Below are 24,630 nucleotides of genomic sequence, written 5' to 3' on the forward strand. Positions count from 1 at the left end.
TGCGATCCCGCGCTTTATCGTAGGCATCGCTGGTGGCCCACCCGTCCACGGGTGGAATTTGAAATCATATTGACAACACAATTTCGTGGGCGGCAGACCTCCCGGTCTGCCCCTGCAGCAGCCTTGCCGGTCGTAGCGCGGGATCCCTGCGATCCCGCGCTTTATCGTAGGCATCGCTGGTGGCCCACCCGTCCACGGGTGGGATTTGAAATCATATTGACAACTAAATTTCGTGGGCGGCAAACCTCCCGGTCTGCCCCTTGTGTATGCAACTGGACTTCCGTCACCACAATCTGCTTGCTTGTGCAACCCTGGTGTCGTACCGTGCGTAAGTTATACTGTTGACGCAGGAATGAAGAAACGACGTCTTTGAAAACAACGACAGAGGAGGTCCCATGTCTGATGAATACCAATCGCGACGTAAATTCCTGAAAATGGTTCTGGCCACGGCTCCTGTTCTGGCTTTTGACTGGTCGGTTTTTCCCGTTGGATCGTTCGCTGCCGATACCGAAGATGATAACTGGGATGTAATCGTTATTGGTTCCGGACTGGGCGGCCTTTCGGCGGCGGCGGCATTCGCTCGGCAGGGATTTCGTGCCCTCGTGCTCGAACGGCACAATCGTCCGGGCGGATATGCGACTGTTTTCAAACGACCGGGCGGCTTTCAATTCGATGTCTCGTTGCACTCTACCTCCGTTCCCGAAACCGACGGCAGACGTCACATCCAGGGATTTCCCGACATTACCGACGTCGAATTCGTTCCGCACCCGAGCACCTTCCGGGGCATTTTCCCCGACTATGATATTACCTGTCCGCAATGCAATCCGCAGGGGTACATCGACCAGCTCAAAAAGCTGTTCCCGAGCGAGGCGACCGGGATCGATTCGGTATTCGAGACCATGAGAGGTATCAACGTCGATATCGGCAAACTGCAGGATGCCAAAGGCGAAATTAATTACGGCACTTTTCCCTTCGAATACCCCTATTTGTTCAAAGCCTACAGCCAGCCCTGGGGACAAATTATCGACGCTCTCGTAACCGATATCAAACTCAGGAGCATCATCAACGCTCAATGGGGCTATTACGGCCTTCCGCCCTCGAAACTCTCCTCAATTTACTATGCCCTGCCGTTCATGGGGTATCTCGAAACCGGCGGTTATTATCCCAAGGGGGGATCGCAGGTGATATCCGATGCCTTTGTCAGCTACATCGAAGAACGCGGCGGCAAGGTAATGCTCAGCACCGCCGTCGATAAAATCTTGATAAAAGATGGCGCCGCCTACGGTGTCCGCACTGCCGAAGGTAAAGAATACACCGCCCGAGCCGTCATCTCCAACGTCAACGTTCCGGATACGTTCAATAAACTCATGACACCGGGCGAGGAGCTAACCGAGTACCTCAATAAAATATCCGGATATAGCGTATCGCTCTCTTCATTCCAGATCTGGCTGGGTCTCAAGGATGATCTTGTCGGTAAATTAGGCCTGAAGGACGCTGAGATATTCTACCAGAACAGTTATGATCATGAAGCGTCGTTCAAGGCGCTGGTCGAGGGACGAATCGAGGATGAAGGCGGTTACGGATTAACGCTGTACGATAATCTCTATGAAGGATATTCTCCCAAGGGTAAAAACACGATCAATATCATAACGTTGATGGGTTACGACCATTGGAAGAAATACGAGTCGGACTACTTTGCCGGAAACAAAGATGCCTACGATGCCGACAAGGAGCGTATCGCCGATATCCTTATCGACCGAGTCGAAAAGACGCTGATACCGGGATTGCGTGAGGCTATCGAGGTGAAGGAAATCGGGACACCGCTCACCAACGTTCGCTATACCGGCAACTACCGGGGCGGCATTTACGGTTGGGATCAAACACTCAACAATGCCATGCCCAATCGTTTACCTCAAACCACTCCGATCAAAAACCTGTATTTGTCGAGTGCCTGGACTCAACCGGGCGGTGGTTACGGCGGTGTCATCCGGAGCGGTCTGAACTGTTTCGGTAAGGTTATGAAAGCCTGGGGGTAAATTCCAGATAAACCCGACAATTTAGCAGCCCGAGACCATTACGATTTCGGGCTGTGGTTGTATTACGTAAAAATACTTCGACTCTTCCTGCGGACAGGGGGATCGGATCAAGGGTAGTTGGCCTTGATCCGGTCAAAAGCTTTGTTGACTTCTTCGGGCGGGACACAGAAAGACAGTCGCAGATGGCTTTCACCGGTTGGACCGAAAGCAATTCCCGGAGTTGTTGAGACTTTGTTCTCTTGCAGGAGTCTTTTACAGAAAGCGGTCGAATCCTTTCCTTCATCGAGCAGAATCCTGGGGAACATGAGGTAGGAGCCATGCGGCTTCTGATACGAAAACACCGAATCCAATTCATCCAGTCGTTGACACATGAGATCCCGTGCCGCCTGGTAATGAGCCCTGAATTCCGCGACACAGTCCTGCGGTCCTTCCAACGCGGCAAGAGCCGCATACTGCGAAACGACCGGTGCACAAATAGCGAAAGGGATATGGGCTTTGGTGATTTGTGGAATCCATGTTTCATCCGCATGCAGGTAACCGATACGCCACCCGGTCATCGCGTAGGTTTTCGTGAACGTATAACAACTTATCACGTGTTTTTTCAACTCGGGAATCGATGCGAGGGAGAAATGCCGGTGGCCGTCGAAAACGAAATACTCATACGCTTCATCGGTAATGATCACGAGATTGTGTTCGAGAGCGAGTGCGGCCAGATCGCGCAATTGTTGTTCCGAAAAAACCGTACCGGTCGGATTATTGGGTGAGCAACAGATCATCGCTCGCGTTCTCGGAGTGATGCTCTTTTTGATCGCATCGAAATCGAGAGCGAATCCTTCTTCTTCGATCGTTGGAATTAGCACCGGTTTGCCGGAGGCCATTACCACCTGCCGAATATGGGTAGAATAAGTCGGCGTGAACAACAACACTTCGTCACCCGGATCGATTACGGCCATGACCGCCGCCGACAATCCCTCGATAGCGCCTACCGTTACCAGGATCTGAGCAATGCCGGCCTTCACATCATTGTCTCTCGATAATTTATTTACGATGGCTTCGCGTAGTTGCGGCAGACCGGAGTTCTCGGAATATCCGCCGACACGTCCGTCCCTGATTGCTCTGACTGCGCCCTCCTTGATATGCTCGGGGGTGTCGGAGGTCGGTTTGGCCCAGGACAAAAAAGCGACATCTTCAACCTCTTTGGAAAGCCGGGTCATTTCGTGAATAGCCGATTTCGATATCTGTGCAACTCGATTTGATATTCTGGGTTCTTCGCTCATAGGATTATCCTCCACCACAGGGCAGGCCTGCAGTTGTTATAGGTCGATTTCGGCTCCTACTCCTCCTGATATGAACTTGTTTGGATAAAGCGACCGGATCTCGTTGATATGTCGCGTGCAATGAGTGGGGCAAACACGGGACAGCGGCTCCAGAATGTCGTATTCTGCGAATCCGTGTAAACCGCCGATGAGGGCGTAGGCCGTTCCGAACGGTTTTACGGCATTCAGAATGGCTTCCACCCCGGGGTGGGCGCATCCGACCACCACGACCAATCCTTTTTCCGTTCGGATGGCCAGCGATTGTTCGATACCCTTCAACATGCCGGTGCTGTAGAAACCGTCACGGAGTTGGAACGACTCATCGACGTAGACCACCTCGCGGGCGGATTTGATCCCCCGCAGTTCATTGGGCGCATACACTTTCACCCGGTTGTTCCGGTCGAGGAAAGACGATAAGCCGCCACTATGGTCGAAGTGGGAATGCGAGATGAATACCTCCTCGATCGACTCCGGATCAACTCCGAGCACCCGCATGTTTTCTATCAGAATCGCTCCGCTCGCGCCGGTATCGAAAAGCAGTTTTACCCCGTCATGTTCGATCAGGCATGAAAAACCCCAGTCAGCCTGCGTCCCGTCTGTTAGAGATTCATTGTCGTAGAGTATCGTGATATTCATGTTAACGGACCTTCATTCGCATTTCGCCTATACGTTGATCCCTTTGAGGATAATGTCGCCGATGGAAACGCCGAGATCATCGGCTATCAACTTACATTTGGCCTTCAATAAAAAGAAGATCGGGCGGTGATAGTTGGACAAAGCCTCGTAGTTGCCCTGCCCCTTGGCGATTATGAATTCCGCTTCTTCCAACATCTTCCTGAACTCGGGACTACATGTATTGAGAACGGCTCCGGGGGCATCGGCGCCGGAGGACACGATTGTGGCCACCTTGTCGATCCCCGCTTCCAGCGCATCTTCTCGGGTGGCATCGTTCAAAATAGGTTGCTCACGTACGACGAATAACGTCGGTTTGTCCAACTGTTCGATAAGAAGACGGTCGAACACCGTTTCGCCGGCGTTATCTCCGATGTACAAGATTTGCCCGGCCGTGGCCAGATCTCTCTTGAAAATCTCGTAGTCACAGACGGCAAAATTACGAGTTAAGGCATCGTCGAGCGTGGCTTCGATATCGAACGTCCCGCTCGGGCCGAAGTCGATAATATTCCCGGCAATGGCAATGCGAATCGCGGTAAGCAGGCGGTCGTCCGCCTGCTCGATCACTTGTTTCATTTGAGGATAAAGGGAAAGAGCTTTGACCGTGCTTTCCCGTTTCAATCCTTTGAACGGATCGGGATTCCCCGTTATCCGATTCACCAGTTGGTAGACCAGTCGACCCGTTTCCGGCGGTGTGCTGTCGAGCGAGATATCCTTCAATAACCGGCCGAGTTCATCGAGGAGATGCTTGAGTACACGTTCATCGTCGGTCGCGACTCGTCCGGCGCGAAGAGCCTGCTCGAAAAAGCAGGGGATACAATCGAGATATGTCTTCATCTGTCGATCCTTTCTGCGGACGGTTGGTACAATGGGCTAATAGTGAGCTTAGTCGTCATCCGTACCGCTCGTCAGATCGAAGCCACACTCCTTGAGTCCTTCTATGAGGCGATCGGGATTGCGCGTCCATTGTCCCCATTTACGACTCATGTGTTCCGTCCAACTGTATCGTTCAAACGTAAAGGTCTCTTTCTTTCCCTGCTCCAGCGGCACCATATAGTCGGCCTTGCGGTAGTAATCCTGGGCAAGATAGCCGCGGTCCATTACCTCTATGGCACGGTCGATCATGGCCTCGGTCAATTCCGGGTACTGATCTTCAAAGAGAAAATACTCCATGGGATATCGCGGACGTGTCGGCGGGTTTTCATCGGGGAAACCCACGACGAGCTGGACGATGGGGAAGACCCGTTCGGGCAGGCGGTACTCGTCACGAATCTTGCCGGCCCGATAGGGGGGATCACCGATAAAACAACTTCCCATTCCCAGGCTTTCGGCGGCAATGACGAGATTTTCCGCCATCAGCACCGCGTCCTGAACGCCAAACTGGAACAGCGCCAGATCGCACGATCCGGTTTCCCAACCACGCTTGCGCATGATCATCTCGAGCTTGTGAATGTCGATACAGACCGTGAACAGGAGCGGCGCCTTGAAGGGAGCTTTCGGTGCTTTTCTCTTAAGCAGCAGGGAGCACATTTGCCCGGCAAACGGCGCCTGTTGTGCCGCTCGCACCAGTGTTTCTATCTCCTCGTCCGTCGGCATTTGATCGGTGTATTTGCGAATCGACTTACGATTCAGAAGGGTGTCGATGACTTGGTTGTGTAACATGTGCTTACCTCTGTTACAGGCATCTTGATCGGTCATTGAGACAGTATCGCTTAATCATAGCTGAGGCGAGTTTTCTCGTCGGTCAAAGTTGCCTCGATGATGCTTTTCCACTCCGGACTTTGCCAGGTGCCCAGCGGGTCGTGGACGTTCAGGTATTTCTGCGGGATCGGGTGTGTGCCATAGACGACTTCGAGACCGTATTTAGTTTTGATGTAGTCATGGAAATCAGTGATGTACGGGCATGGGGGATAACCCACGATCAGGCCCGTTGCAAGATGTACCACCTGCACGCCGTTCTTCTGCATTTCATCCACGGTGTACTCGACATTGCCGCCGGGGCATCCGTCGCAGGTCGTGTAACCAACCAGTTCAACTTCCGAATCCTTATACTTACTAAATGCACCTTCGCGGTCGCGCAAAGCTCTGAGGCACTTGCCGCCGGCACACCGGCGGTAGCGGTCGCAAATTATTATCCCGATCTTGATTTTCTTATCCATGTGATTCTCTCTTTTATCGTGTAGTTGTATTCAAATCTTCCGGTACTGTCAGTCGTTTCAAACCATACTTCTCACAGATCAATCACTCCATTATACATTGCCCCACCCTTCCGGGTCAAGGTGGACTACTGCTGAAGTTGCAGCCTGTTGGAAACTCCACGGCTCTGCCGTGGATTAACTGGTACATCCTGATGGGCGGCTGACGTCTGTCGCATCATATCGCGTCTGGTGGCCCACCCGTCCACGGGTGGGATATATCTGAAAACTTCGGATAAAGGTGCCCCACCCCTCGGGTGGGATTCGCGAAGCGAAGCTTTGACAACATTTGTGTGGTGGCAGACGTCCCGTCTGGTGGCCCACCCGTCCACGGGTGGGAAAACGCCGATTTGTACAAACCGAGTAGATAGGTAACAGATTAAATCGGCGACATAGGTAACAGTCATGTAGTGTAGGTTCCTTGGAACTTGCGAATATCTTAAGCTCAAGTGGTTGTCATGCCGGCGAAGGCCGGCATCCAGAGATGAGGGAAGGCGCGGAGCGCCCGAACATAACGCGCCGACGCAGAGCATCGGCGCGAGGAATGGAAGATAGGCACCTGCTTTCGCAGGTGCGACGTTCCCTGTGGCAAGGCTGCTGCAGGGGCAGACCGGGAGGTCTGCCGCCCACGAAATTTAGTTGTCAATATGATTTCAAATCCCACCCGTGGACAGGTGGGCCACCAGCGCGAGGTCAGGATTCTTTAATGCGTAGCGGCGGGGCTTGTCTCCGCCGCGATTGAGGTTTGTCAACAACCCGTCCACGGGTGAGGACGTCGGCACGTCTCCCTGAGAGACGTGCCCTACAACGTCAGGTTGCGAGCAAGCAACCCGACCTGCAAGACTCCCTATGATGGCTATATACCGATTGTGAACCTTTTTTCGGATCGTTTGTTTTACAATAGTCTATGTAAATAGATACCGGCATTGATTGTTACAATGGATCTGTCGGTACTTGTTTTCCAGGATATTATCCGGTCACCTGCGACAGGTCCGCTGGAAAAGAAAGGAGTCAATTAATGGATAATGAATCGACCTTCCCAAAAAAGAGAGTCGCGTTAGTCTGTACTAACTTCAGTATGCAAAGCGCCTTTGGTTTGTTGATTATCGCTCTTAATTCCGCACGATTGGGTTTTGAGACGATGATCTACTTCACTTTTGAAGGCCTGCACATGATTCGTCCCGGGCATCTCGAACAACTGCGTTATTACCCGACCGGGGTTGATCCGTCCGGCGCCGAGGTGGACCGCTACACATCGGAACTCCGGGATAAAATGGATCGCAAGGACATTCCCTTCGTCGAGGACATGCTCCAGATGGCGCAGTTCGAGGGTGTCAGGTTTCTGGCTTGCAAAACGAGTGTTGATTTGTTCGACCTAGGAAAGGAAGACTTCATCGAAGGCGTAGAGATCATGCTTGCCGGTGATTTCATGAAACAGGCGACTGGCTCGGATCTTCATCTCATGTTCTGAAATTTCGGATCGAGACGTGGTCCGGACGGCACGAGTTCGGACCTGCTGCTTCCTTGTTCGACGTCATGCCAATCTGATGTGCCGTCAGGCGTCGCTGCCTGACGGCCATTCCCCGGGTTATAGCTGATCCCGTCCTTTTCCGTTGACATCACGGACGCAACCATAGACATTCTTGATCGAGTGATTATTATTTATGAGCCGTCATCTTCCGTTATCGGGAACGCTCTCAACAGGAGGAATCGTATGCATCGTTGGAAATCCGGCTTCTTCACAGTGACCCGCTTTTTGACAATAGCCATAATCTCGATTGTCTGTTTCTCTCCGTTGGTCCTGGCCAATCCGGGAGACACGGTCAGTTCTATTTCAGCGCCGTTCAAATGCCCGCAGGGCCTTACTTTTGACGGCAAGTATCTCTGGGTTTCGGACCGAAGCAGCGACCAGATCTATCAGGTTGACCCGAAGAATGGCTCGATCCATGATTCGATTTCAACACCCGGCTATGTGCCGCGCGGACTGGCCTGGGACGGCAAATGGTTATGGTGCGTTGACGGTGAGGAAGAGTTGATTTATGCCATTGATCCGAAGAATCGGGTGGTGGAGCGAACCATCTATTGTCCGGTGTCAAATCCGACAGGTCTGACCTGGGACGGACAACACCTCTGGCTAGCTGCCAACCGTAGCGATGAACTTCATAAAATCAGCAGTGAGGACGGCACCACGATCGTCAGCATACCAGCGCCAACCGGGAACTCCTGGGGACTGACCTATGACGGCACCCACCTGTGGGTTTCCGACCGTTATCGAGACATGATTTATATGGTGTGGCCCGATGACGGCACCGTGATCAACAGTTTCAATACACCGGGACCGCATAGCTGCGGACTGGCCTGGGCCGGGTCGCATCTTTGGAATGTCGATTATCAGACCGATCGGGTGTATGAGTTGCAGATGGACGATGGAACTCCCTTTGTCCGCTCCCGGGAGAAGTCGGAGGAGATGGAATACGTTCACCAGACCAGAAACTTCGGCCCGGATACGTTATTGACCCTGGACGTTTACCTTGCGATCCCGGAAAATTTGAGCAATCAGGACCTGCTCAAACCGGTGACGTTTGTTCCCGAACCGACTGATATTCTTACCGATAAATGGGGACAGAAAGTCGCACATTTTCACTTCGAAAATCTTGCCCCGGCCGAGTTCGCCACAGCGCGGATGTACGCATCGGCTAAGCTCTATCAAACGCGTTATTTCGTATTCCCCGACAAACTGGGGACGCTGGCGGATATCCCGGCGGACATTCGTAAAAAATATCTGGTCGATGACGCCAAGTTTTCGATAGAGGACGATATCATTAAGAATGCGGTTAAACAAGCCGTCGGTGCGGAAACCAATCCGTATTGGATCGGACGAAAACTATTCAACTATGTTATCGATAAATTGGAGTACGAACTGGCCGGCGGCTGGAACGTAGCTCCCGCGGTTCTTGCCCGGGGCAACGGTTCCTGCTCAGAATACAGTTTCGTGTATATCGCATTGTGCCGGGCCGCCGGGCTGCCGGCACGCTACGCCGGTTCCATAACGGTTCGGGGTGACGATGCCTCGTATGATGATGTCTACCATCGTTGGGTGGAAATCTATCTGCCGGGCTATGGCTGGCTGCCGGTCGATCCTTCCGGCGGCGACAGCCGACGTCCGGCCGACCAGGCTAATTCATTCGGTTTTCTCGATAACAGGTTCCTTATTACCACCGTCGGCGGGGGTGGCTCGGAGTATTTGGAATGGAGTTATAACTCCAACGAGCGCTGGACCTCACGAGGGAAGTGCAAGGTTGTCGTCGAGGCGTTCGGCGAATGGAGCCCGCTGGAGTCAGACTCGGAATAACGGTTTATGGATAGAGTCTTGCAGGTCAAAGCCCTCAGCCACTTAGCCGGGGGACTTGCTCCCCGGCGGTTGTGTTCGTTTGTGCGCGGCAGACGTCCTCGTCTGCCACGAAGACATGCTTCTGCAGCGTAGATGTTCAGAACGAAAAACCAGTATAAAACGGACGTCACATGAGAATCGAGTATCTTTCAATTGCCGCCATCCTGACCGTCGCTCTTCTCCTGGCTTGCGGACAGAAAAGTGACCGCCAGGAAGAATCCTCTAACCTTGAACCGGACCGTCGGGAAGTCACCGTCGTCAAACTCCTGCCGATTGAATTCGGAGGCAACCGGTACGTGGCCGAAGCGGACTTCGGACTTCAAAATACTGTCCCTTTGATGATCCACGGCAATGCGAGCTTCTATATGATGGTTACTCATGAAATCGCCGAGCAGTTGAACGACGGCAAGCCCATTGAAAAGGTTCGTGATTATGGCTACAGCGACAAAGGGATGGGCCGGATCAACGTCGAAAAGTTTCGGCTCGGTGACAGGACGTTCACTGATATAGAGAACATCCCGGTATTCGATTGGCCGGAGGAAGTAGGGAAGGCCGCTCAGGGGATGCTCGGCATCGATTTTCTGAAAGACGAGCGGGTCAGAATAGACTTCGTCAGGGAACAAATGGAAATCGGTGTCGCGGTGGACAGCGAACCGGACCGGTCGCTGTTGGATCAGGGATATTCGTACACGGAGTTCTTTGTTGAGAATAGTGAAGGATACATGAACGTGTATTTCGAGGCGCTTGAAAAAGAGCTCCCCATTACCGTGGGCACGGTAGCCGACAGCTACAGTCTGGACGCGGTGACGTTCCGGGATAAGATTGAACTTGAATTGACCGATTCGCAGGGGCACAGTCCCAGCGGGACGGATCCGCAAGTCTATGTGAATGCGGTCCCGATCAAATTCAAGATTGCTGATCATTCCTTCGAAATTCCGGTCGGGAAAGCGGATTTGTACAGTTTTGCAGAATATGAAGATGTTGAACAATCGAAGCTGTTTCCCTTTGGTATTTTCGGCCGTGACTGGATGAAAGAAAACAACGCCGTCATAGACTACGCCAACAACATCCTGTACTTCAAACACAGCGAGGAAGAGTAGGGCAGTTCTCTTGGAACCTGCCGTCATGCCGCAGGTCGAGTTGTGGGCGGCAGACGTCGTCTGCTCCATCGTAGGGCAGGTCTCCCCGAGACCTGCCGCCTTACTGTTGATAAAGCCGTACGCACGGATGTTCAGCAAGACACGTCTGTAATGCGGGCGACACAAGGCCACCCGCTATGCGAGGTTAAGACTCCTAAACGCGTAGCGGCGGGGCTTGTCTCCGCCGCGATTGAGGTTTGTCAACAATCCCGTCCACGGATGGGATCAATGGTAGAACTCGATGATTGACACTTAATTCTTCCGCGTTTATTCTTGTGGTGTGATTGGTATTGAAACACGCTGAGGAGCAGGGGGTATTATTGTGTCGATTAAAAACGCAAACAACGGCAAAATGGGATTATGGGAAGCGGTATCCATGGCCGTGGGTACTATGGTCGGCGCCAGCATCTTTTCTATATTTGGAGTGGGGGCCAGTATCGCCAAACAGGATCTGCCGGTAGCTTTTCTTCTCTCCGGAATCTATGCCTCTATCGTGGCCTACTCCTACGCCAAACTGGGCACGAAAATCGTTTCAAACGCCGGTCCTATCGCATTTATCCTCAAGGGCATCGGTGACAATATGGTAACCGGTGCTCTCAGTGTCCTTTTCTGGTTAACTTATGTTGTTTCGATATCTTTGTTCGCCCGTGGCTTCGCCGGGTATTTACTCCCCCTGATCGGAGTAGAAACCGCTCCCATGGCGGTGTCTGTTGTAGTCGTGCTGGTTGTTGTCCTTTTCACCGTACTCACTTTCTTTGGCTCCAAGGCCGTCGGGAAAACGGAGTTCTATATCGTTGCCGTGAAACTGCTGATTCTTGGTGTTTTTATCGCCGTCGGTGTTATGCGGATAGTACCGGATCGGATTATCCCGGTTTTTGACTCCGCCCACACCGGCGGTCTCGTTCACGCATCGGTTATTTTCTTCTTGTCATACATGGGTTTTGGTCTAATCACCAACGCCAGCGAGAACATGGAGAATCCATCGCGAAACGTTCCTCGCGCCATCTTTATCAGTATCGGGATTGTTCTCTTCGTGTATATTGCCGTGTCGGCCGTAGCGGTTGGAAACCTGTCGCTTGACAAACTCATCAAGGCGCAGGATAATGCCCTCGCCATAGCCGCCGAACCGTTTCTTGGTTCATTTGGTTTCCTTCTGATATCGGTAGGAGCCTTGTTTTCGATTTCATCAGCCCTTAACGCAACTTTATACGGGGGAGCCAATATCGCATACTCCCTGGCTAAGGATGGTGAACTGCCGGCCTTTTTTGAGCGGAAAGTCTGGTTCGGCTCCGTTGAAGGACTCTACATAACGGCAGCGCTTGGGATAATCTTTGGGCTGCTGTTCGAGATGGACGGTATTGCTTTTATCACTAGCGGCATCTTTACGGTTGTTTATATCTTCGTTCTGATATCGCATTGGCGGTTGACTACTGAAGTTGGCGGCAGCAGATTTTTAATCACATGCAATCTCATTGTTCTGACAGCGGTATTTATCGCCCTTCTGATTTTTCAACTCCAATCACAGAAAGCTGCCGTTTATGGAATCGCCGTTGTTTTCGTAGGCGCTCTGTTGGCCGAGGTGCTTTTCCGTTACGTGAAGAAACGGTCTTTCCGGTTATTCGGCGAATCGCATGATCGGATATCATCTTCGGATGAATGACGGCAGACATCCCCCGGTTTACACCATTCTCCTCGCACCGTTGTAGAGCAACAGGAGCTGATAGGTCGAAACTTCTGTCCGCCGAAGGCGAATCGCGAAGCGAAGTTTCGACAACACACTAAAGAGATACACCTTTATTATCAGGTATTTTGTGGGCAGCAGACGTCCTCGTCTGCCCAATAGCAGGGCAGGTCTCCCCGAGACCTGCCGCGTTACTCCTCGGGTGTGACCTTTGAATCGACGACAATAACGCGCATCAAATCACTTCTCCAACAGAAGGAACCTGTCTTCATTGTTGAAAAAACTCAAAAAACTCGATATGCTGCGACAGCTCCCGAAGTCTATCGAGAATCTTGTCGGGATAGAGCGATGCAGTCGGTTGAGAATATCCCTCGGCGCCTCGGGCAATCGGGCCAGCAGTACGGAGTCCTCACCGGGATCGGTGGTTGAGCTTTGTTCGATATACAACCCTGTCTCACGTGTTCGGAGTTCGCGGTGATCATTGTACTGATCGGCGCACGACGGCAGCAGGGTAAGGATGAAAATCAGGATCGTCACTGAGGCTGCAACGATACGCCGGAGCCGTCGTTCGGAAGGCTTGGATCAGTTGATAGCTTTGTCCGGTAAATTACCTCTCATCAGACCACAAGCAATTTTGTGTCCTGATGTGTGTCAACGATGAAATCCCGCATCGCAGCAACACCGAGGAGACCCAGCGCCCAATACGGCATGCAGCCGCAGAACGACCACCCTTAGCAGCGACATGTTCTTCGACTGCACCCAAATCACCAGCTTGGAATCGATGCCGGGGTATCATGTGTCGACGCCCGATCGGTTGGTCGCGATCAGGAAGTCCTCATCCTGTCACCGGCACATGGTCCCGCGTGCAGCTACTCTGTGTGTCTCAAGGCTGAAATGAAACGCGATCTGAAGGTATCACTGAGAAGGGTGCGTTTGATCGGTGAGAGTTTCAAAATGCCCCCAATGAATCCCCTGAGGAAGGCGTGAGTTATTTTGGAGGTATCGCTAAATAACAGATTTTGAAGTGTCCCTTGATCCAGATTCTGCAGAATAACACGCTCGAACGTATCCTCCGGGTAGTAGATCCTTTGAGTGCGGTTTACGAGTTTCAGTGAATCACCGGGACATTGTAATCCGCAGACGCCACAACCCAAACACAGCGATTCATTCACGACAGGACAACCGCCATCCTCGCTCTCGTCAATTGCATTTATCGGACAAGCCTCGATACACGCCCCGCATTCGGTACAGTCATTTGGATTCACCTGCGCGACATAGTTCGAACTTACGACCACGTTGGGAAAACCCATACGGCTGATGCCGAGCAGAATGTTGCAGCAACAACCGCAGCAGTGACAGATAAATGAAACGTCCTTGCGGACATTATCTGCGCACAGAACGAGTCCTAGATCTTTCGATCTTGCCAGGTTATCGAGCATCTCCGATTGTGACACTTCCCTGGCCATGCCGTGTTTAATGAGATGGTCGGCGGCATGACCAAGACTCGAACAGGTATCGAGTGGGTTGTCGCAGTGCTTCTCGCCTAAATGCAGTTTCTCGTGTCTGCATGAACAGATCCCTATTGCCAGCTTTTTCGCATTTCTGATAATCTCTTCCGCTTTCTCGTAGTCCAGAATCTCGACATAAGCTGATTCATCGAGGGACTCCTCGTGTGGGAGTATCCTTAACGGCGATATTGACTGACCCTTGCTGAAGTTGGTTCGGAAGAAAGCATCGCTTTCGAGCAGATAATTATGAAACAGGCGAGCCCATTCGCGGGTGTTCAACTGACCTCGTGTTCGCATCATAGTGAACTCGAAAATTCCAACGATCAGCGGGGAAACGGTGTAGTAATACTGCTCATTGATCCAGACATCCATCACGAGTCCTTTTTCGCATAATCCTTCAAGGACGGTTTTCAACCGTGATTCGTCCGTATGAGTACAGCGCATGATTTGATTAATGGAAGACAACCCGTAAGGCATTTTTACGATCAGTTCGGCTTCTTCCGAGGTGTACAACTCTTTTAATATGGAATAAAACGCATCATTCCACGGAGTCCGCGTCCCCAGACCATCGATTTTTCGACCGAGTTTGCGATACAGGTCTTTACCAACTAGATGTCCCAGATATTTACCCTTTCCGGCACCGGTACTCTACCGCCTGTGCCGGGATATGCTTCATGTCTTTTCTTGTTCTTGTAGGATCCCCCGTATGTTGTCAAGATAGGAAATAATGGATCAAAATCACAACGAAAAACAGGACTGAAAAAGGGGTATCTTATGACGGCTCTCTTATCACTCCCTCAGCTTTTCATTAAATTGAGATTCTCAGCGGGAAACATCTATTCTAAGAGCGTGGAACGCGCTGAGAAGCAATTAGATAACTATATCATCAACTATTTTATTACCATCCTATACCGTGGCCTGGTGGCAATACACAATCATGGGCACCCTGTGTTTTTTCAATGGGCCGAATTACAACACGGGAGATATTAATGGATATAAGAATGTGTAAGGATAAATCCCCATGACTTGCCGAAAAACAATGACTCAAGCATAAGAAGACATTTACGTCAACTCAGGGACTATAAATCCTTGTCTCGATAATGTCTTGTTTTTGGGTAATCAGGCGTTGTTGTCGCCAGTCGATTCCTGAGATTGAAACGGGGAAGAGGAGACTGCTTGTCTCTTTTTAAAATCCTCGATCCCCTGTTGAATCCGACTCTTGAAGCCATGAGGCGCCACACGTCCGCAAAGCCCGGTGCCGTCGGCCTTCGGTGTGCACATACGGAAACACCAGGGAGACCTGTTCTTGGTCATTGGGCAACCGATATAGGTGGACTCTCTTAAATCCTTACGGATTCTGATCCGTTTGCTTCTTAATGAGTGAGCTGTTGATGTCATTTCAGTATTCCATTATCCAACTAGTGAGTCGAATCTACTACCACTTCAGTCCGAATTATCCTCGGCGTCCGGTCGTTACCGGTTGTTAATCCCTGTAACCGAAAATGGAACCGGAAGTTCACTTGTATTTACGGTTTCCCGCGAAAAAATAAGGGTAATCACAGCCCGTGTTGTCGGAGAGTGTCGATAAAACCGTACGCCCGGATGTTCGGCCACACACACCTGCTACGTGGGCGACACATGATCCGAGGTCAGGGCTCTTTAACGCATCGCGGCGAGGCTTGTCTCCACCGCAGAGGCGGTTTGTCAACTATCCCGCCGGTGATGTTTCTGTTAAATCCCCCCGGTAGCATTTGCGAAAGACCGATTATGAACATGGCCTAATAAACGGGGATTCGAATCCGACATTAATGTTGGGGGTACATGACCTTACATCACAATTATAGAGGAAAACGCAACGCATCATTATATCCCCCGGGGCCTTAGGCTCGGATGAGAAGCCCTGTCTGAAAAAAGTGCAGAGCTATCGTGAAAAACTACTTGACTTATGGTCAATTATGACCGATAGTCATGTTTGACTGAAGGTCATAAGTGAGGTCCGATGAAAAAACAACCGTCGAAAACAGAGGATACTTCTCCCAGTCGGCGTAACCGCAGAAAATCCGCCACCAAGGCGCGGATTGTCGAATCGGCGCTGGAGCTGTTGTCCCGCCAGGAATACGGCGCCACTACTATCGAGCAGGTGACGGAAGCGGCCGATGTCGGGAAAGGGACTTTCTTCAATTACTTCCCCTCTAAGGAGCATTTGCTCAATGAGGTAGGCCATGAACAACTGGAGGTTATCCAGGCTCTGGTTGAGAAGTCGCTGGCGAAACCGAGGGATACGAAGAAGGTTTTTCAGGATCTGTTTTGGAAACTGACGACGCTGTTTGCCGATAATCCCATTCTGGCTCGCAATCTTATTCTGGCCAATCTCGGCAATGATTCGGCCCGTGAACTCATGGCAACGAATGTCGCCGATAAAGTACGATGGCTGGCCAGGCTGATCAAGCAGGGTCAGTCTCTTGGCTATATCAGAGATAAGGTTAATCCTACCTTGGCGGCCTACTGGTACCTGGACGTCTATTATGGAAACCTCCTGTACTGGGCAATGGAGCCGCCTTCTCGAAAAAAAGAGTGGCTTCAGTTCTCGTTCGATCAATTCTGGGAAAGTGTCGCCGCGGATTCACATAACATTCGAAAAACAAGCCGCTCGCAGCACGCTGGACGCGCCGACGCGAAGAGGTGATGACTATGAGAAATGTTGCAAAATACATTGTTATGACGGTGGTTACATTCATGACGTTGTTCCCCGGAATGGTCATGGCCGAAAACCTGACACTCGGACAGGCAATCAGGACCGCTCTGGCGAATAACGACAAGATCCGGCAATACCGGGCGAAACTTGACCAGGCGAAATACTCCGATCGTGAAGCCTCCGGAAATTTCCTGCCGTCGATATCGCTACAGGCCGGTTACAATCACATGAATGATCCCCTTTCGATCGATTTATCCCCGATCAGGGACGCCATGATTCAGATGCAGGCGAGTAACGAAGTCGAGTTTACCAACATTTACCAGCTTATGGGAGGTGGCTCGGCGCTTTCCTCGGAGGAGCGGGCCGCCTATTACAGCCAGTATTCGGCCGCGCTCGACGGCTTGCTCCCGGCGTTTGTTGAGACTTTCAAGGATCAGGATTACCGCACGGCTTCGGTCACCCTGGTGCAACCGTTGTTTACGGGTGGAAAAATCGTTGCCGCTAAAAAAGCGGCCAACGCCGAAAAACATGCGGCCGAGGATGAACTTGCCAAAATCGAAAATGAAATAACCCAGGAAACGATCAATAACTATCTCGCTGTCATCCTGCTGCAACAGGTAGTACAAACTCGTGAGAATGTCCTCTCCGGCATGGAGAGACATCGCAGTAATGCCCAGCGGCTGGCGGAAGAAGGATTGATCGCTCGATACGACCTGCTCCGCGCGGAAGTGGCGGTGGCCGATGCCGGTGTTAATCTTTTTGACGACCGTAACCGGCTGGAACTGGCCAAAGTGGCCCTTCGCAATACGCTCGGACTGGATGATGACGCCCCGATTGTTATTGCCGACACCCTGCTATACCATCCGGTCGCAGATTCACTCGCGGAGTTTCATGCGCGGGCTTATGATCAACAACCGATATTACAAATGATCGCGGAAAAAAAGAAAGCCGCCTCACAGAAATACGCGGTGGAACGATCCAGTTTCCTGCCGCAATTGGCCGGCTTTGGCAAATACGAATTATATGATAATGACCTTTCGGCTTTGGAACCGCGCTGGATTATCGGTCTCCAGTTGAATCTGAACATTTTTAACGGCTTCAAGGATCACAGCCGCCTGCAGGGGGCAAAATCCCTGAAGCGGGAAGTGGAATATCTTGAATCCGGAGCCAGGCGGGAGGTCGACCTCTGGGTGAATAAATCATACCGCGACATGCGCAACGCCGAGACCCGCTTCCAGAAATTGGAAGCCTCGGTCGCATTATCGAGCGAAAGTGTCCGGTTGAATGAAAAGCGCTTCCAGACCGGGCTCGGGACATCGCTGGAGGTCATAGACGCCCATTTGTCCAATGAAAAGAATCAGGTCGAACGACTGATGTCACTATATGATTACTATAAATCACTGACTGATCTTATGGTTGCCGCCGGGTATCCGCTGGATATGCTGACGGTATGGAACGGTGAGGAGAAATAGGTATGAAGATCAAATTATCACGATGGACTATATACGTTCCCGTGGTTGTCGCGGTGGCGGCGCTGTTAGTAATTATCATCCGTGGCGTCATGCCGGAGAAAGATATTATTACCGGTACGGTTGAGGTGGATGAAATAGATGTTTCCTCGAAAATCCCGGGGCGAGTCGATACTACCATGGCGGCCGAGGGTGATCGGGTTGTCAAGGGACAGATTCTGGCCCGGCTGCAAAGCGATGAAATCGACGCCAAGGTAGAGCAGGCTCGAGGAGCTATGGAAGCGGCTCGCGCTAAGCTCGATATGGCTCTCAAGGGAGCCCGTCCGGAAGAAAAGGAAGCTGTCGAAAAACTGTACCTGCAAGCGGTGCACCAATACGAACTGGCCGAAAAGACGTATGATCGTATTCAGAAGGTTTACCAGGACAGCGTGATTTCAACTCAGGAACGGGATCAGGTCGAATTCCAGTATCTCGCTGCCAAGGAGCAGATGGAAGCGGCCGGCGCCAAATATCAGATGGTGTTGAAGGGTGCCCGGGAAGAAGAAATCCGAGGCGCTCAGGGACTTTTCCACCAGGCTGAGAACGCCTACAATGAGGCCGTCTCATACCAGAAAGAAACCGACTTGATCAGCCCGATCGACGGTGAAATCAGCAACAAGGAAGTCAGCGCCGGGGAAATGGTCGCTGCCGGATATCCCGTCTTTACGGTTATGAATCCGGATGATATCTGGATTGTCGTGCAACTGCGTGAAGACAAGATGGAAAAAGTGGAAATGAACGGCAAGACCCGGATTGTCATTCCGGCCGTCGATTCCAACGAGCATCCGGCTCGGATTACGTATATCGCCCCCATGGCTGATTTTGCCACCTGGAAGGCAACCAATCAGAAAGGTGATTTCGATCTTAAAACCTTCGAGATTCATATCCGTCCGGAAGGAAAGATAACCGGTCTGCGCCCCGGTATGACCGCCAGGGTGCAGTTCTAGCTCTATACCTTATGGATTCTGAAATCGGATCAGAGAGAAGTATCATGAGCCGCTTATTTACGAATTCGCCAACTCTGAATGTGATGCGGCGAGAGTTCCGTCGAATAAGTCAACGGAAGGCCTTTTACACCCTCATGATACTGGTGCCGCTGGTTGTCTTTTCCTTCATGTTTTATATCTACCGCGACAAGGTGGTGATCGATACCCCGGTCGGGATCGTCGATCTGGACAACAGTGAATTGTCCCGTACGATTGTCCGTGCGGTTGAATCGACCCGTTCGATGAAAATAGCCGAAGTCTACTCGACCGTCAATGAAATCAAGGACGGGATGCGACGGGGGACGATACAGGGAGCTTTCTATATCCCGGATGGACTCGAAAAGGATATCAAGAACGGGAAGTCGGCAACGATTGTCGTTTACAAGAACAGCTCCAACATAATTATCGGGAATCTTATTCTTAAGGATGCCTCGACTATCAGCCAGACCATATCGGCCGGAATCCTGATAAAAAGGCTGGAGGCCAAAGGGCTCTCTCCCGACCGGGCTCTGGAGCTTGCCAATCCGATCCGAGTAGATAGCCATTCACTGTACAATCCGGGGTACAATTATGCCGATTTCCTGCCCCCCGGCATAGTTATGGTTCTGTTGCAAATGCTGGTTATGGTTCTGGCGGTTACGGTGATCAACGAGGAAATCGACGAGGGCACGCTGACCGAGTTGTTTCAGACAGCCGGGAACAGGGTCTCGGCCGTTATGTTCGGGAAGGCCCTGGCGCATACTGCCATACACACCGCTACCGGTCTGGGAGTGTTGGGTTTGTTGTTCCCGCTTTTCGGGATTACTATCAAAGGTTCGATACTGCTCGCTGTTCCCTTTATGATATTCTTTATCGCCGCCGGTTTTTTCCCGGGATTTCTTGTTTCCTGTCTGGTTCGGAATAAATTCATCGCGACCGACATTGCCGCCTTCTACAATTCTCCGGCTTTTCTTTTCAGCGGTTACACGTTCCCGCTCTGGGCAATGCCGAGTCTGCATTATTACTATGCCCAACTCCTTCCGTTTACCCACTTCCTGACTGGGTTTCTCAAAATTTACCGGTATAATGCTCCGGTGATGGATCTCATGCCGCAACTGGCTGCCCTGTCGATTTTCGTTTTCATCCCGATGGTGATTGCGGCCCTGGCTCTGAAATACCGTATCAAACCGCTGGCTTTGACGGGCAAAGCGACACCGGAGGCCATAAGATGATGTGGCGATATTTCATGTCCGTCTTCCGGCGCGAAGTCGATATCATCCGGCACGACCGAAATATCATTATCGTGTTGTTTCTTGCCCCGGTTGTCTATGCGCTGTTTCTCGGGACCATTCTCATCCAGAAAGTGGAGACCGATATCCCGATCGTCGTGGTCGATAACGATCACAGTGAAATCTCTCGAACTCTTATCCGATATCTCGATTCAAATCGACTGCTGAAAGTCTCTGAGGTCTCATCCGATTTCGAGGCGGCTCGTGCGAACATTCTCAAGAATGAAGTACAGGCCATCATATACATTCCGGATGATTTCGGATCTGTCTTGAAGTCCGGTCAGGCCGTCGATCTGGCGGTATATTTGAACACCGCCCGTTTTCTGCCCTCGAACGATATCAACAAGGGTGTCAACGAAGTTGCATTGACCATGGGGGCCGGCATTCGGCTCAAGTATTTCCAGGCACAGGGTATCAACACCGAAGAGGCCACGGAGTTGGTGCAGCCGTTAAGAGACGACACCCGTTCGCTGTTCAATATCTCTGAAAGCTACGGAGAGTTCCTCCTGCCGGGATTACTCTTGTTGATCCTGCAACAGACTCTGCTGTTCGGGCTGGCGTTAAGTATCGCCCGTGAACGTGAGCAGAACACCATGAAAACGCTCGTAGATTTGGCCGGCGGTAATTCACTCACGGCTATTCTGGGAAAAGGCGCTCCGTATTTCATCCTTTATGCGTCCTACACGCTCTTTTCACTCGGTGTATTCTTCGTTTTGTTCCACTTGAGTCTGTTAGGAAGTCTCTCCGCGTTGGCCGTGCTGCTCATTTTATTTCTTATCTCCATCATCGCATTCACCTTCTGTATCTCTTCGTTCCTCAAGAAAGAAATTCAAGCCCTGCAGTTTCTGGTTTTCACATCGATGCCGCTATTTCTGATTTCCGGGTACTCATGGCCGATATGGTCGATGCCCCGGCCGTTGCAGGTATTTACACAACTGCTTCCCAGCACTCAACCTTTCCTGGTATTTGTCCGGATAACGCAGATGGGTGCCGGTTGGGGACAAGTCCTCCCGGACCTGCTTTTCATTCTGGTTCTGACTGTTGGCTGGATGGCCTTGGCGCAATGGCGAGTAAAATGCCTGAGCAAATAACGAGACAGCGTGGGACTTGTTGACTACCCTCCCAACGAACACAATCGCCGGGAAGATAAGCCCTGTCTACGCGTTTGAAAATCATAACCTCGCGTAGCGGGCGGCCTTGTGTCGCCCGCATTTCAGTTGTGTTTTACTGAATATCCGAGCGTATGACTTATTCACCAGTTACTTGAGGGAGGGCTGCTGTTCAGGGAGAATACCATTCTCAAAGGTGGCGCACGGCGGAGCAGCAGGTCATATCTGTATTATTATTGATTTACTATCGACTCTCGGAAATCCCGGATACATTTTTCAAATTCGATGCCGTAGATGCTCTTGAAGATATTGTCGTGCTCGGTGTTTGTTGTCAGCCCCGTCATATACGACAGGAATTTGTCCTTACCGTAATTCTCTATAAGGTAATCAACGATACAGGCAAACTCGGAGTACATGAAAGTGATCCTGTACTCGACATCCAGTTCAATCCGGTCTTCCATTTTTGTCTTGAAACAATCGGGGGGCATGAAATTGCCTTCCCGAATGTAATTATACGTATCCGCTTTGGAGGGATACCATGAGGTCCCCATTTGGTCGGAGCTGTAGACCGCAATGCCTTCAAGTAACCATGCCGGATATTGATAACCTCGCAAGATTCCTGAATGCTGAGATATCAAACAATGAGACAACTCATGCCTGAGGTAGATTGCCAACGAAATTTCACCATTCTCAGCTTCCTCCAGCGCCCACGGAGAGATAACTAGATCTCCGTTGTAGAAGGCGCAGAAGCGTGCTCTGGATAGTGAGCGTTGATAGTAACTATCTTTATCTTTGAAAATGAAGACTCGCGGCTTTTTCAAAAATGTTAGTTCATGAAACTCTTCCACTGTCGGAATTAACGAGTCTATAGCTTCAAAATCATCGTAGTCAGCGCCACGCTGAACATAGACTATGGTGTTTTCCAATTCATATTTGGCAAAACCGACTATGATTGGAGAGTAGGGGAAGAGCTTTCCATATAGAAAACTGTAGACAGCGATACCTGCAACCAGTAAGGATGCCGCGATGATCGAATACTTCAGTTTTTTCTTCATTTTTCCAGAATCCCCCGGTCACAACAGCACATGAGTTTTACCGATAACCTTTGTCCGAAGTTCGTCTACGCCCGTCCGCGCGGCATAATCAGGCCAGTTGCCGACCACCTCCACGATTCGGTCGATAATTATATCCGGTTTGTTGACATTCATCCGCCGAGCCACTTCGACCAGGTCCGTTCGGTCGATTTGGTCGTACTTGCCGTTGATAGTCATCTGATGAGAACTGGTCCAGCCTGCTTCCGGGTTGTAGGCGTAAGCGACATCGTAGGCAGGGGAGAGCCTCCACGATCCGTTTTTGTCCATCAGGAACGATATGTTTTTGGTATGGTCGTCCTGATTTCTCGCGACAACGTTGAAGCACATCCTCCTGAACAATTCCTCGGCGGCGGGGTAATGCAGCCCGAGAGTTCTTATTACCTGAAAGGCCTGTTCGTAAGAATATGCATGTGGCCGGTTGTAGTCGTAATGAGCTATCCCGCACAGCGACAGCAAATGAACCTTTTCATTCTGCTGACGATCAAACCTCTTGGTCATGAAATGAGCGCGGTCCCCCTCGTGCTTCAACTCACAAGCGGTCATATCAATACCGCAATCACGAGCCATTAGATAATAAGCGTACTCGATTCGACCGTATCCCCGGGGATCGCCCAAGCGGCGATTGGTTACTCCGTCGAGCTTGATTATCCAATACTCATACCCGTCAAGATTGTCGATCTGCCCCGATCGTATCTCTCCGGTCTGCCGGTTGTACGCCACCACCGCCTTGGCGCGCGCGCCGCCCGCCGAAGTCCCCACCTTGATTATCTCAAGGATATCCTGCTTATCGAGATGTTCCAAATCCGCCCGGAAATCCTCACGCTCCGCCAGGACATCGTTCGCGAGCTTTACCAGTCTCTCGATCTCGATCAGCTTGCCCTTGTCTACGATCTCCCTTTTAGGCGGATGATATTCCAGCGCCCCCATTCCTCTCGCGCCGGTATAGCACAACCGCTCCACCGGATTGACCGATTCGATACTGCGCCCCTGTTCGGCCAACCACCGGTCCAGCAACGCCGTGCCGAAGCGGTCGGGAAGACTGTCCGACAGGAGTCCCGGCAAGCCTAAAAAAGTCTCATAATTCAGTTCAGGGAAACTGTAAATGCGTCTTCCGGATTGAGCTTCGGGCAGCGGCATTTTGATCGGCGCCAGGTCCAGGCCTTTTTTTAGGAAAGCCGGATCGTATTCAAAAGCAGCCAGCCTTTTCGATTCATCCCATAAAACGGCGCCGACCCGATCCCCCCAGATTTTTACCTCCGCGACATCGACCATTTGTTACCCCTGGTCTTTTGATCTGTGGGTGAGTCGCGTTCTCGAAGCCCGCTGCCTTTGTTTTTTCTTGAGGTCCAGCAGTTGAAGAGGGCTGATTTGGGCTTCTTCGTTGAATACATTCAGGATATCGAGCTTATCCAGAGCTCTCAGGATTTGTACCAGGGTCAACAGGGTAGAGGTCTGGCCGCCTTCGAAGCGGCTGATTGTTACCCGGTTAACACCCGACATTGCGGCCAGTTGCTGTTGGGTCAGATTACGATTCAGCCGCATCTGCCGGGCGTGTTGGCCGATTTCAGCGACAATTGCCGGGTCCGACATAGCTTGCCAGTTATTTACATCTCTATTTTGCATCATTACTGCCTTATGGTCGGTATTCTGTAACACAAATGTTACTATATTTATACAAGCACCATCGGCACACGTCAATATATAATTAACATTTAACGCTACAAAACCTGTGAAATATGATTATAATGTCATATAACTGCTACATTATATTATTCGTAGGCGACAGCCCTCTTGTCTGCTCCGGGGACTGCTGCGCCTCCCCGTAGCGTGGGATCCCTGCGATCCCGCGCCTTATCAGGCGACCAGAACACGATGCTGAATATCTCGGAGCACAGCCGCAAGAGGATAGGTTCTTCGACCGATAATACATGAGGGAAGGTCTGAAATTGGGATCGGTGTGCGGTGAATGAGTCGACCCGCAAGCCGTCCTGATTTCCAGCTCGCTCTCACTTCTCCGGAGCCGATAAAGCCG

At 51.3% G+C, this 24,630-nt stretch carries 20 protein-coding genes; 10 read left to right on the forward strand and 10 right to left on the reverse strand.

Annotated elements, in window-relative coordinates; translation table 11 throughout:
- Nucleotides 1–395 precede the first annotated feature (395 nt).
- Nucleotides 396–2,036 carry an NAD(P)/FAD-dependent oxidoreductase gene (locus tag PLF13_13790; GenBank protein HOP08346.1) on the forward strand — a complete coding sequence of 547 codons (1,641 nt, stop codon included), beginning with the start codon at nucleotides 396–398 and terminating at the stop codon, nucleotides 2,034–2,036.
- A 107-nt stretch (nucleotides 2,037–2,143) separates the two neighbouring features.
- Here the strand turns inward: PLF13_13790 and PLF13_13795 are convergent, their stop codons facing one another.
- Genes PLF13_13795 through PLF13_13815 form a run of 5 tightly spaced genes read right to left on the reverse strand, consistent with a single transcriptional unit; the run spans nucleotide 2,144 to nucleotide 6,183 of the window.
- Nucleotides 2,144–3,313 carry a pyridoxal phosphate-dependent aminotransferase gene (locus tag PLF13_13795; GenBank protein HOP08347.1) on the reverse strand — a complete coding sequence of 390 codons (1,170 nt, stop codon included), beginning with the start codon at nucleotides 3,311–3,313 and terminating at the stop codon, nucleotides 2,144–2,146.
- A gap of 36 nt (nucleotides 3,314–3,349) precedes the next feature.
- Nucleotides 3,350–3,988, reverse strand: coding sequence for an MBL fold metallo-hydrolase (locus tag PLF13_13800; protein ID HOP08348.1), 639 nt, complete (start codon nucleotides 3,986–3,988; stop codon nucleotides 3,350–3,352).
- Nucleotides 3,989–4,015: 27 nt separating this feature from the next.
- On the reverse strand, nucleotides 4,016–4,861 hold the full coding sequence (locus PLF13_13805; protein HOP08349.1) for an ARMT1-like domain-containing protein: 846 nt from the start codon (nucleotides 4,859–4,861) through the stop codon (nucleotides 4,016–4,018).
- A gap of 48 nt (nucleotides 4,862–4,909) precedes the next feature.
- Nucleotides 4,910–5,686 carry a nitroreductase family protein gene (locus PLF13_13810; protein HOP08350.1) on the reverse strand — a complete coding sequence of 259 codons (777 nt, stop codon included), beginning with the start codon at nucleotides 5,684–5,686 and terminating at the stop codon, nucleotides 4,910–4,912.
- A gap of 50 nt (nucleotides 5,687–5,736) precedes the next feature.
- On the reverse strand, nucleotides 5,737–6,183 hold the full coding sequence (locus PLF13_13815; protein HOP08351.1) for a CGGC domain-containing protein: 447 nt from the start codon (nucleotides 6,181–6,183) through the stop codon (nucleotides 5,737–5,739).
- 1,054 nt (nucleotides 6,184–7,237) lie between these two features.
- Between PLF13_13815 and PLF13_13820 the strand changes: the two genes are divergently transcribed.
- The 4 genes from PLF13_13820 (at nucleotide 7,238) to PLF13_13835 (ending at nucleotide 12,409) form a co-directional block, all read left to right on the forward strand.
- Nucleotides 7,238–7,690: a DsrE/DsrF/DrsH-like family protein gene (locus tag PLF13_13820; protein HOP08352.1), complete on the forward strand. Its 453-nt coding sequence runs from the start codon at nucleotides 7,238–7,240 to the stop codon at nucleotides 7,688–7,690.
- 243 nt (nucleotides 7,691–7,933) lie between these two features.
- Nucleotides 7,934–9,571 (forward strand): transglutaminase domain-containing protein, encoded by a 1,638-nt coding sequence (locus PLF13_13825; GenBank protein ID HOP08353.1) that lies wholly within the window; start codon nucleotides 7,934–7,936, stop codon nucleotides 9,569–9,571.
- Between the two features lie 170 nt (nucleotides 9,572–9,741).
- Nucleotides 9,742–10,710: a hypothetical protein gene (locus PLF13_13830; GenBank protein HOP08354.1), complete on the forward strand. Its 969-nt coding sequence runs from the start codon at nucleotides 9,742–9,744 to the stop codon at nucleotides 10,708–10,710.
- Between the two features lie 391 nt (nucleotides 10,711–11,101).
- Entirely contained in the window at nucleotides 11,102–12,409 is a 1,308-nt protein-coding gene (locus tag PLF13_13835; protein HOP08355.1) for an APC family permease, read from the forward strand.
- 890 nt (nucleotides 12,410–13,299) lie between these two features.
- Here the strand turns inward: PLF13_13835 and PLF13_13840 are convergent.
- Both PLF13_13840 and PLF13_13845 read right to left on the reverse strand, forming a co-directional pair.
- Nucleotides 13,300–14,559: a 4Fe-4S binding protein gene (locus PLF13_13840; protein HOP08356.1), complete on the reverse strand. Its 1,260-nt coding sequence runs from the start codon at nucleotides 14,557–14,559 to the stop codon at nucleotides 13,300–13,302.
- 498 nt (nucleotides 14,560–15,057) lie between these two features.
- The gene (locus PLF13_13845) at nucleotides 15,058–15,252 is read right to left on the reverse strand and encodes a hypothetical protein (GenBank protein ID HOP08357.1); all 195 of its coding nucleotides are present in this window, start codon (nucleotides 15,250–15,252) and stop codon (nucleotides 15,058–15,060) included.
- Between the two features lie 685 nt (nucleotides 15,253–15,937).
- On the opposite strand from PLF13_13845, the gene PLF13_13850 reads away from it, so the two are divergent.
- The 5 genes from PLF13_13850 to PLF13_13870 are packed head-to-tail and all read left to right on the forward strand — an operon-like array spanning nucleotide 15,938 to nucleotide 21,486.
- On the forward strand, nucleotides 15,938–16,624 hold the full coding sequence (locus PLF13_13850; GenBank protein HOP08358.1) for a TetR/AcrR family transcriptional regulator: 687 nt from the start codon (nucleotides 15,938–15,940) through the stop codon (nucleotides 16,622–16,624).
- 5 nt (nucleotides 16,625–16,629) lie between these two features.
- Entirely contained in the window at nucleotides 16,630–18,105 is a 1,476-nt protein-coding gene (locus PLF13_13855) for a TolC family protein (GenBank protein ID HOP08359.1), read from the forward strand.
- 2 nt (nucleotides 18,106–18,107) lie between these two features.
- Nucleotides 18,108–19,088 (forward strand): efflux RND transporter periplasmic adaptor subunit, encoded by a 981-nt coding sequence (locus PLF13_13860; protein ID HOP08360.1) that lies wholly within the window; start codon nucleotides 18,108–18,110, stop codon nucleotides 19,086–19,088.
- Between the two features lie 44 nt (nucleotides 19,089–19,132).
- A complete protein-coding gene (locus PLF13_13865; GenBank protein ID HOP08361.1) occupies nucleotides 19,133–20,338 on the forward strand; it encodes an ABC transporter permease in 1,206 nt (401 codons plus the stop codon).
- Nucleotides 20,335–21,486: an ABC transporter permease gene (locus PLF13_13870; protein ID HOP08362.1), complete on the forward strand. Its 1,152-nt coding sequence runs from the start codon at nucleotides 20,335–20,337 to the stop codon at nucleotides 21,484–21,486. The genes PLF13_13865 and PLF13_13870 overlap by 4 nt, the downstream gene beginning before the upstream one ends.
- A 251-nt stretch (nucleotides 21,487–21,737) precedes the next feature.
- Here the strand turns inward: PLF13_13870 and PLF13_13875 are convergent, their stop codons facing one another.
- From PLF13_13875 to PLF13_13885, 3 genes are read right to left on the reverse strand one after another with little or no spacing between them, the layout of a single operon-like run.
- A complete protein-coding gene (locus PLF13_13875; protein HOP08363.1) occupies nucleotides 21,738–22,559 on the reverse strand; it encodes a hypothetical protein in 822 nt (273 codons plus the stop codon).
- An 18-nt stretch (nucleotides 22,560–22,577) separates the two neighbouring features.
- Nucleotides 22,578–23,870: a type II toxin-antitoxin system HipA family toxin gene (locus tag PLF13_13880; GenBank protein HOP08364.1), complete on the reverse strand. Its 1,293-nt coding sequence runs from the start codon at nucleotides 23,868–23,870 to the stop codon at nucleotides 22,578–22,580.
- 3 nt (nucleotides 23,871–23,873) lie between these two features.
- Entirely contained in the window at nucleotides 23,874–24,224 is a 351-nt protein-coding gene (locus PLF13_13885) for a helix-turn-helix transcriptional regulator (protein HOP08365.1), read from the reverse strand.
- Between the last annotated feature and the right edge of the window lie 406 nt (nucleotides 24,225–24,630).

The sequence above is a fragment of the Candidatus Zixiibacteriota bacterium genome (assembly GCA_035380245.1).
Classification (GTDB): Bacteria; Zixibacteria; MSB-5A5; order GN15; family FEB-12; genus DAOSXA01.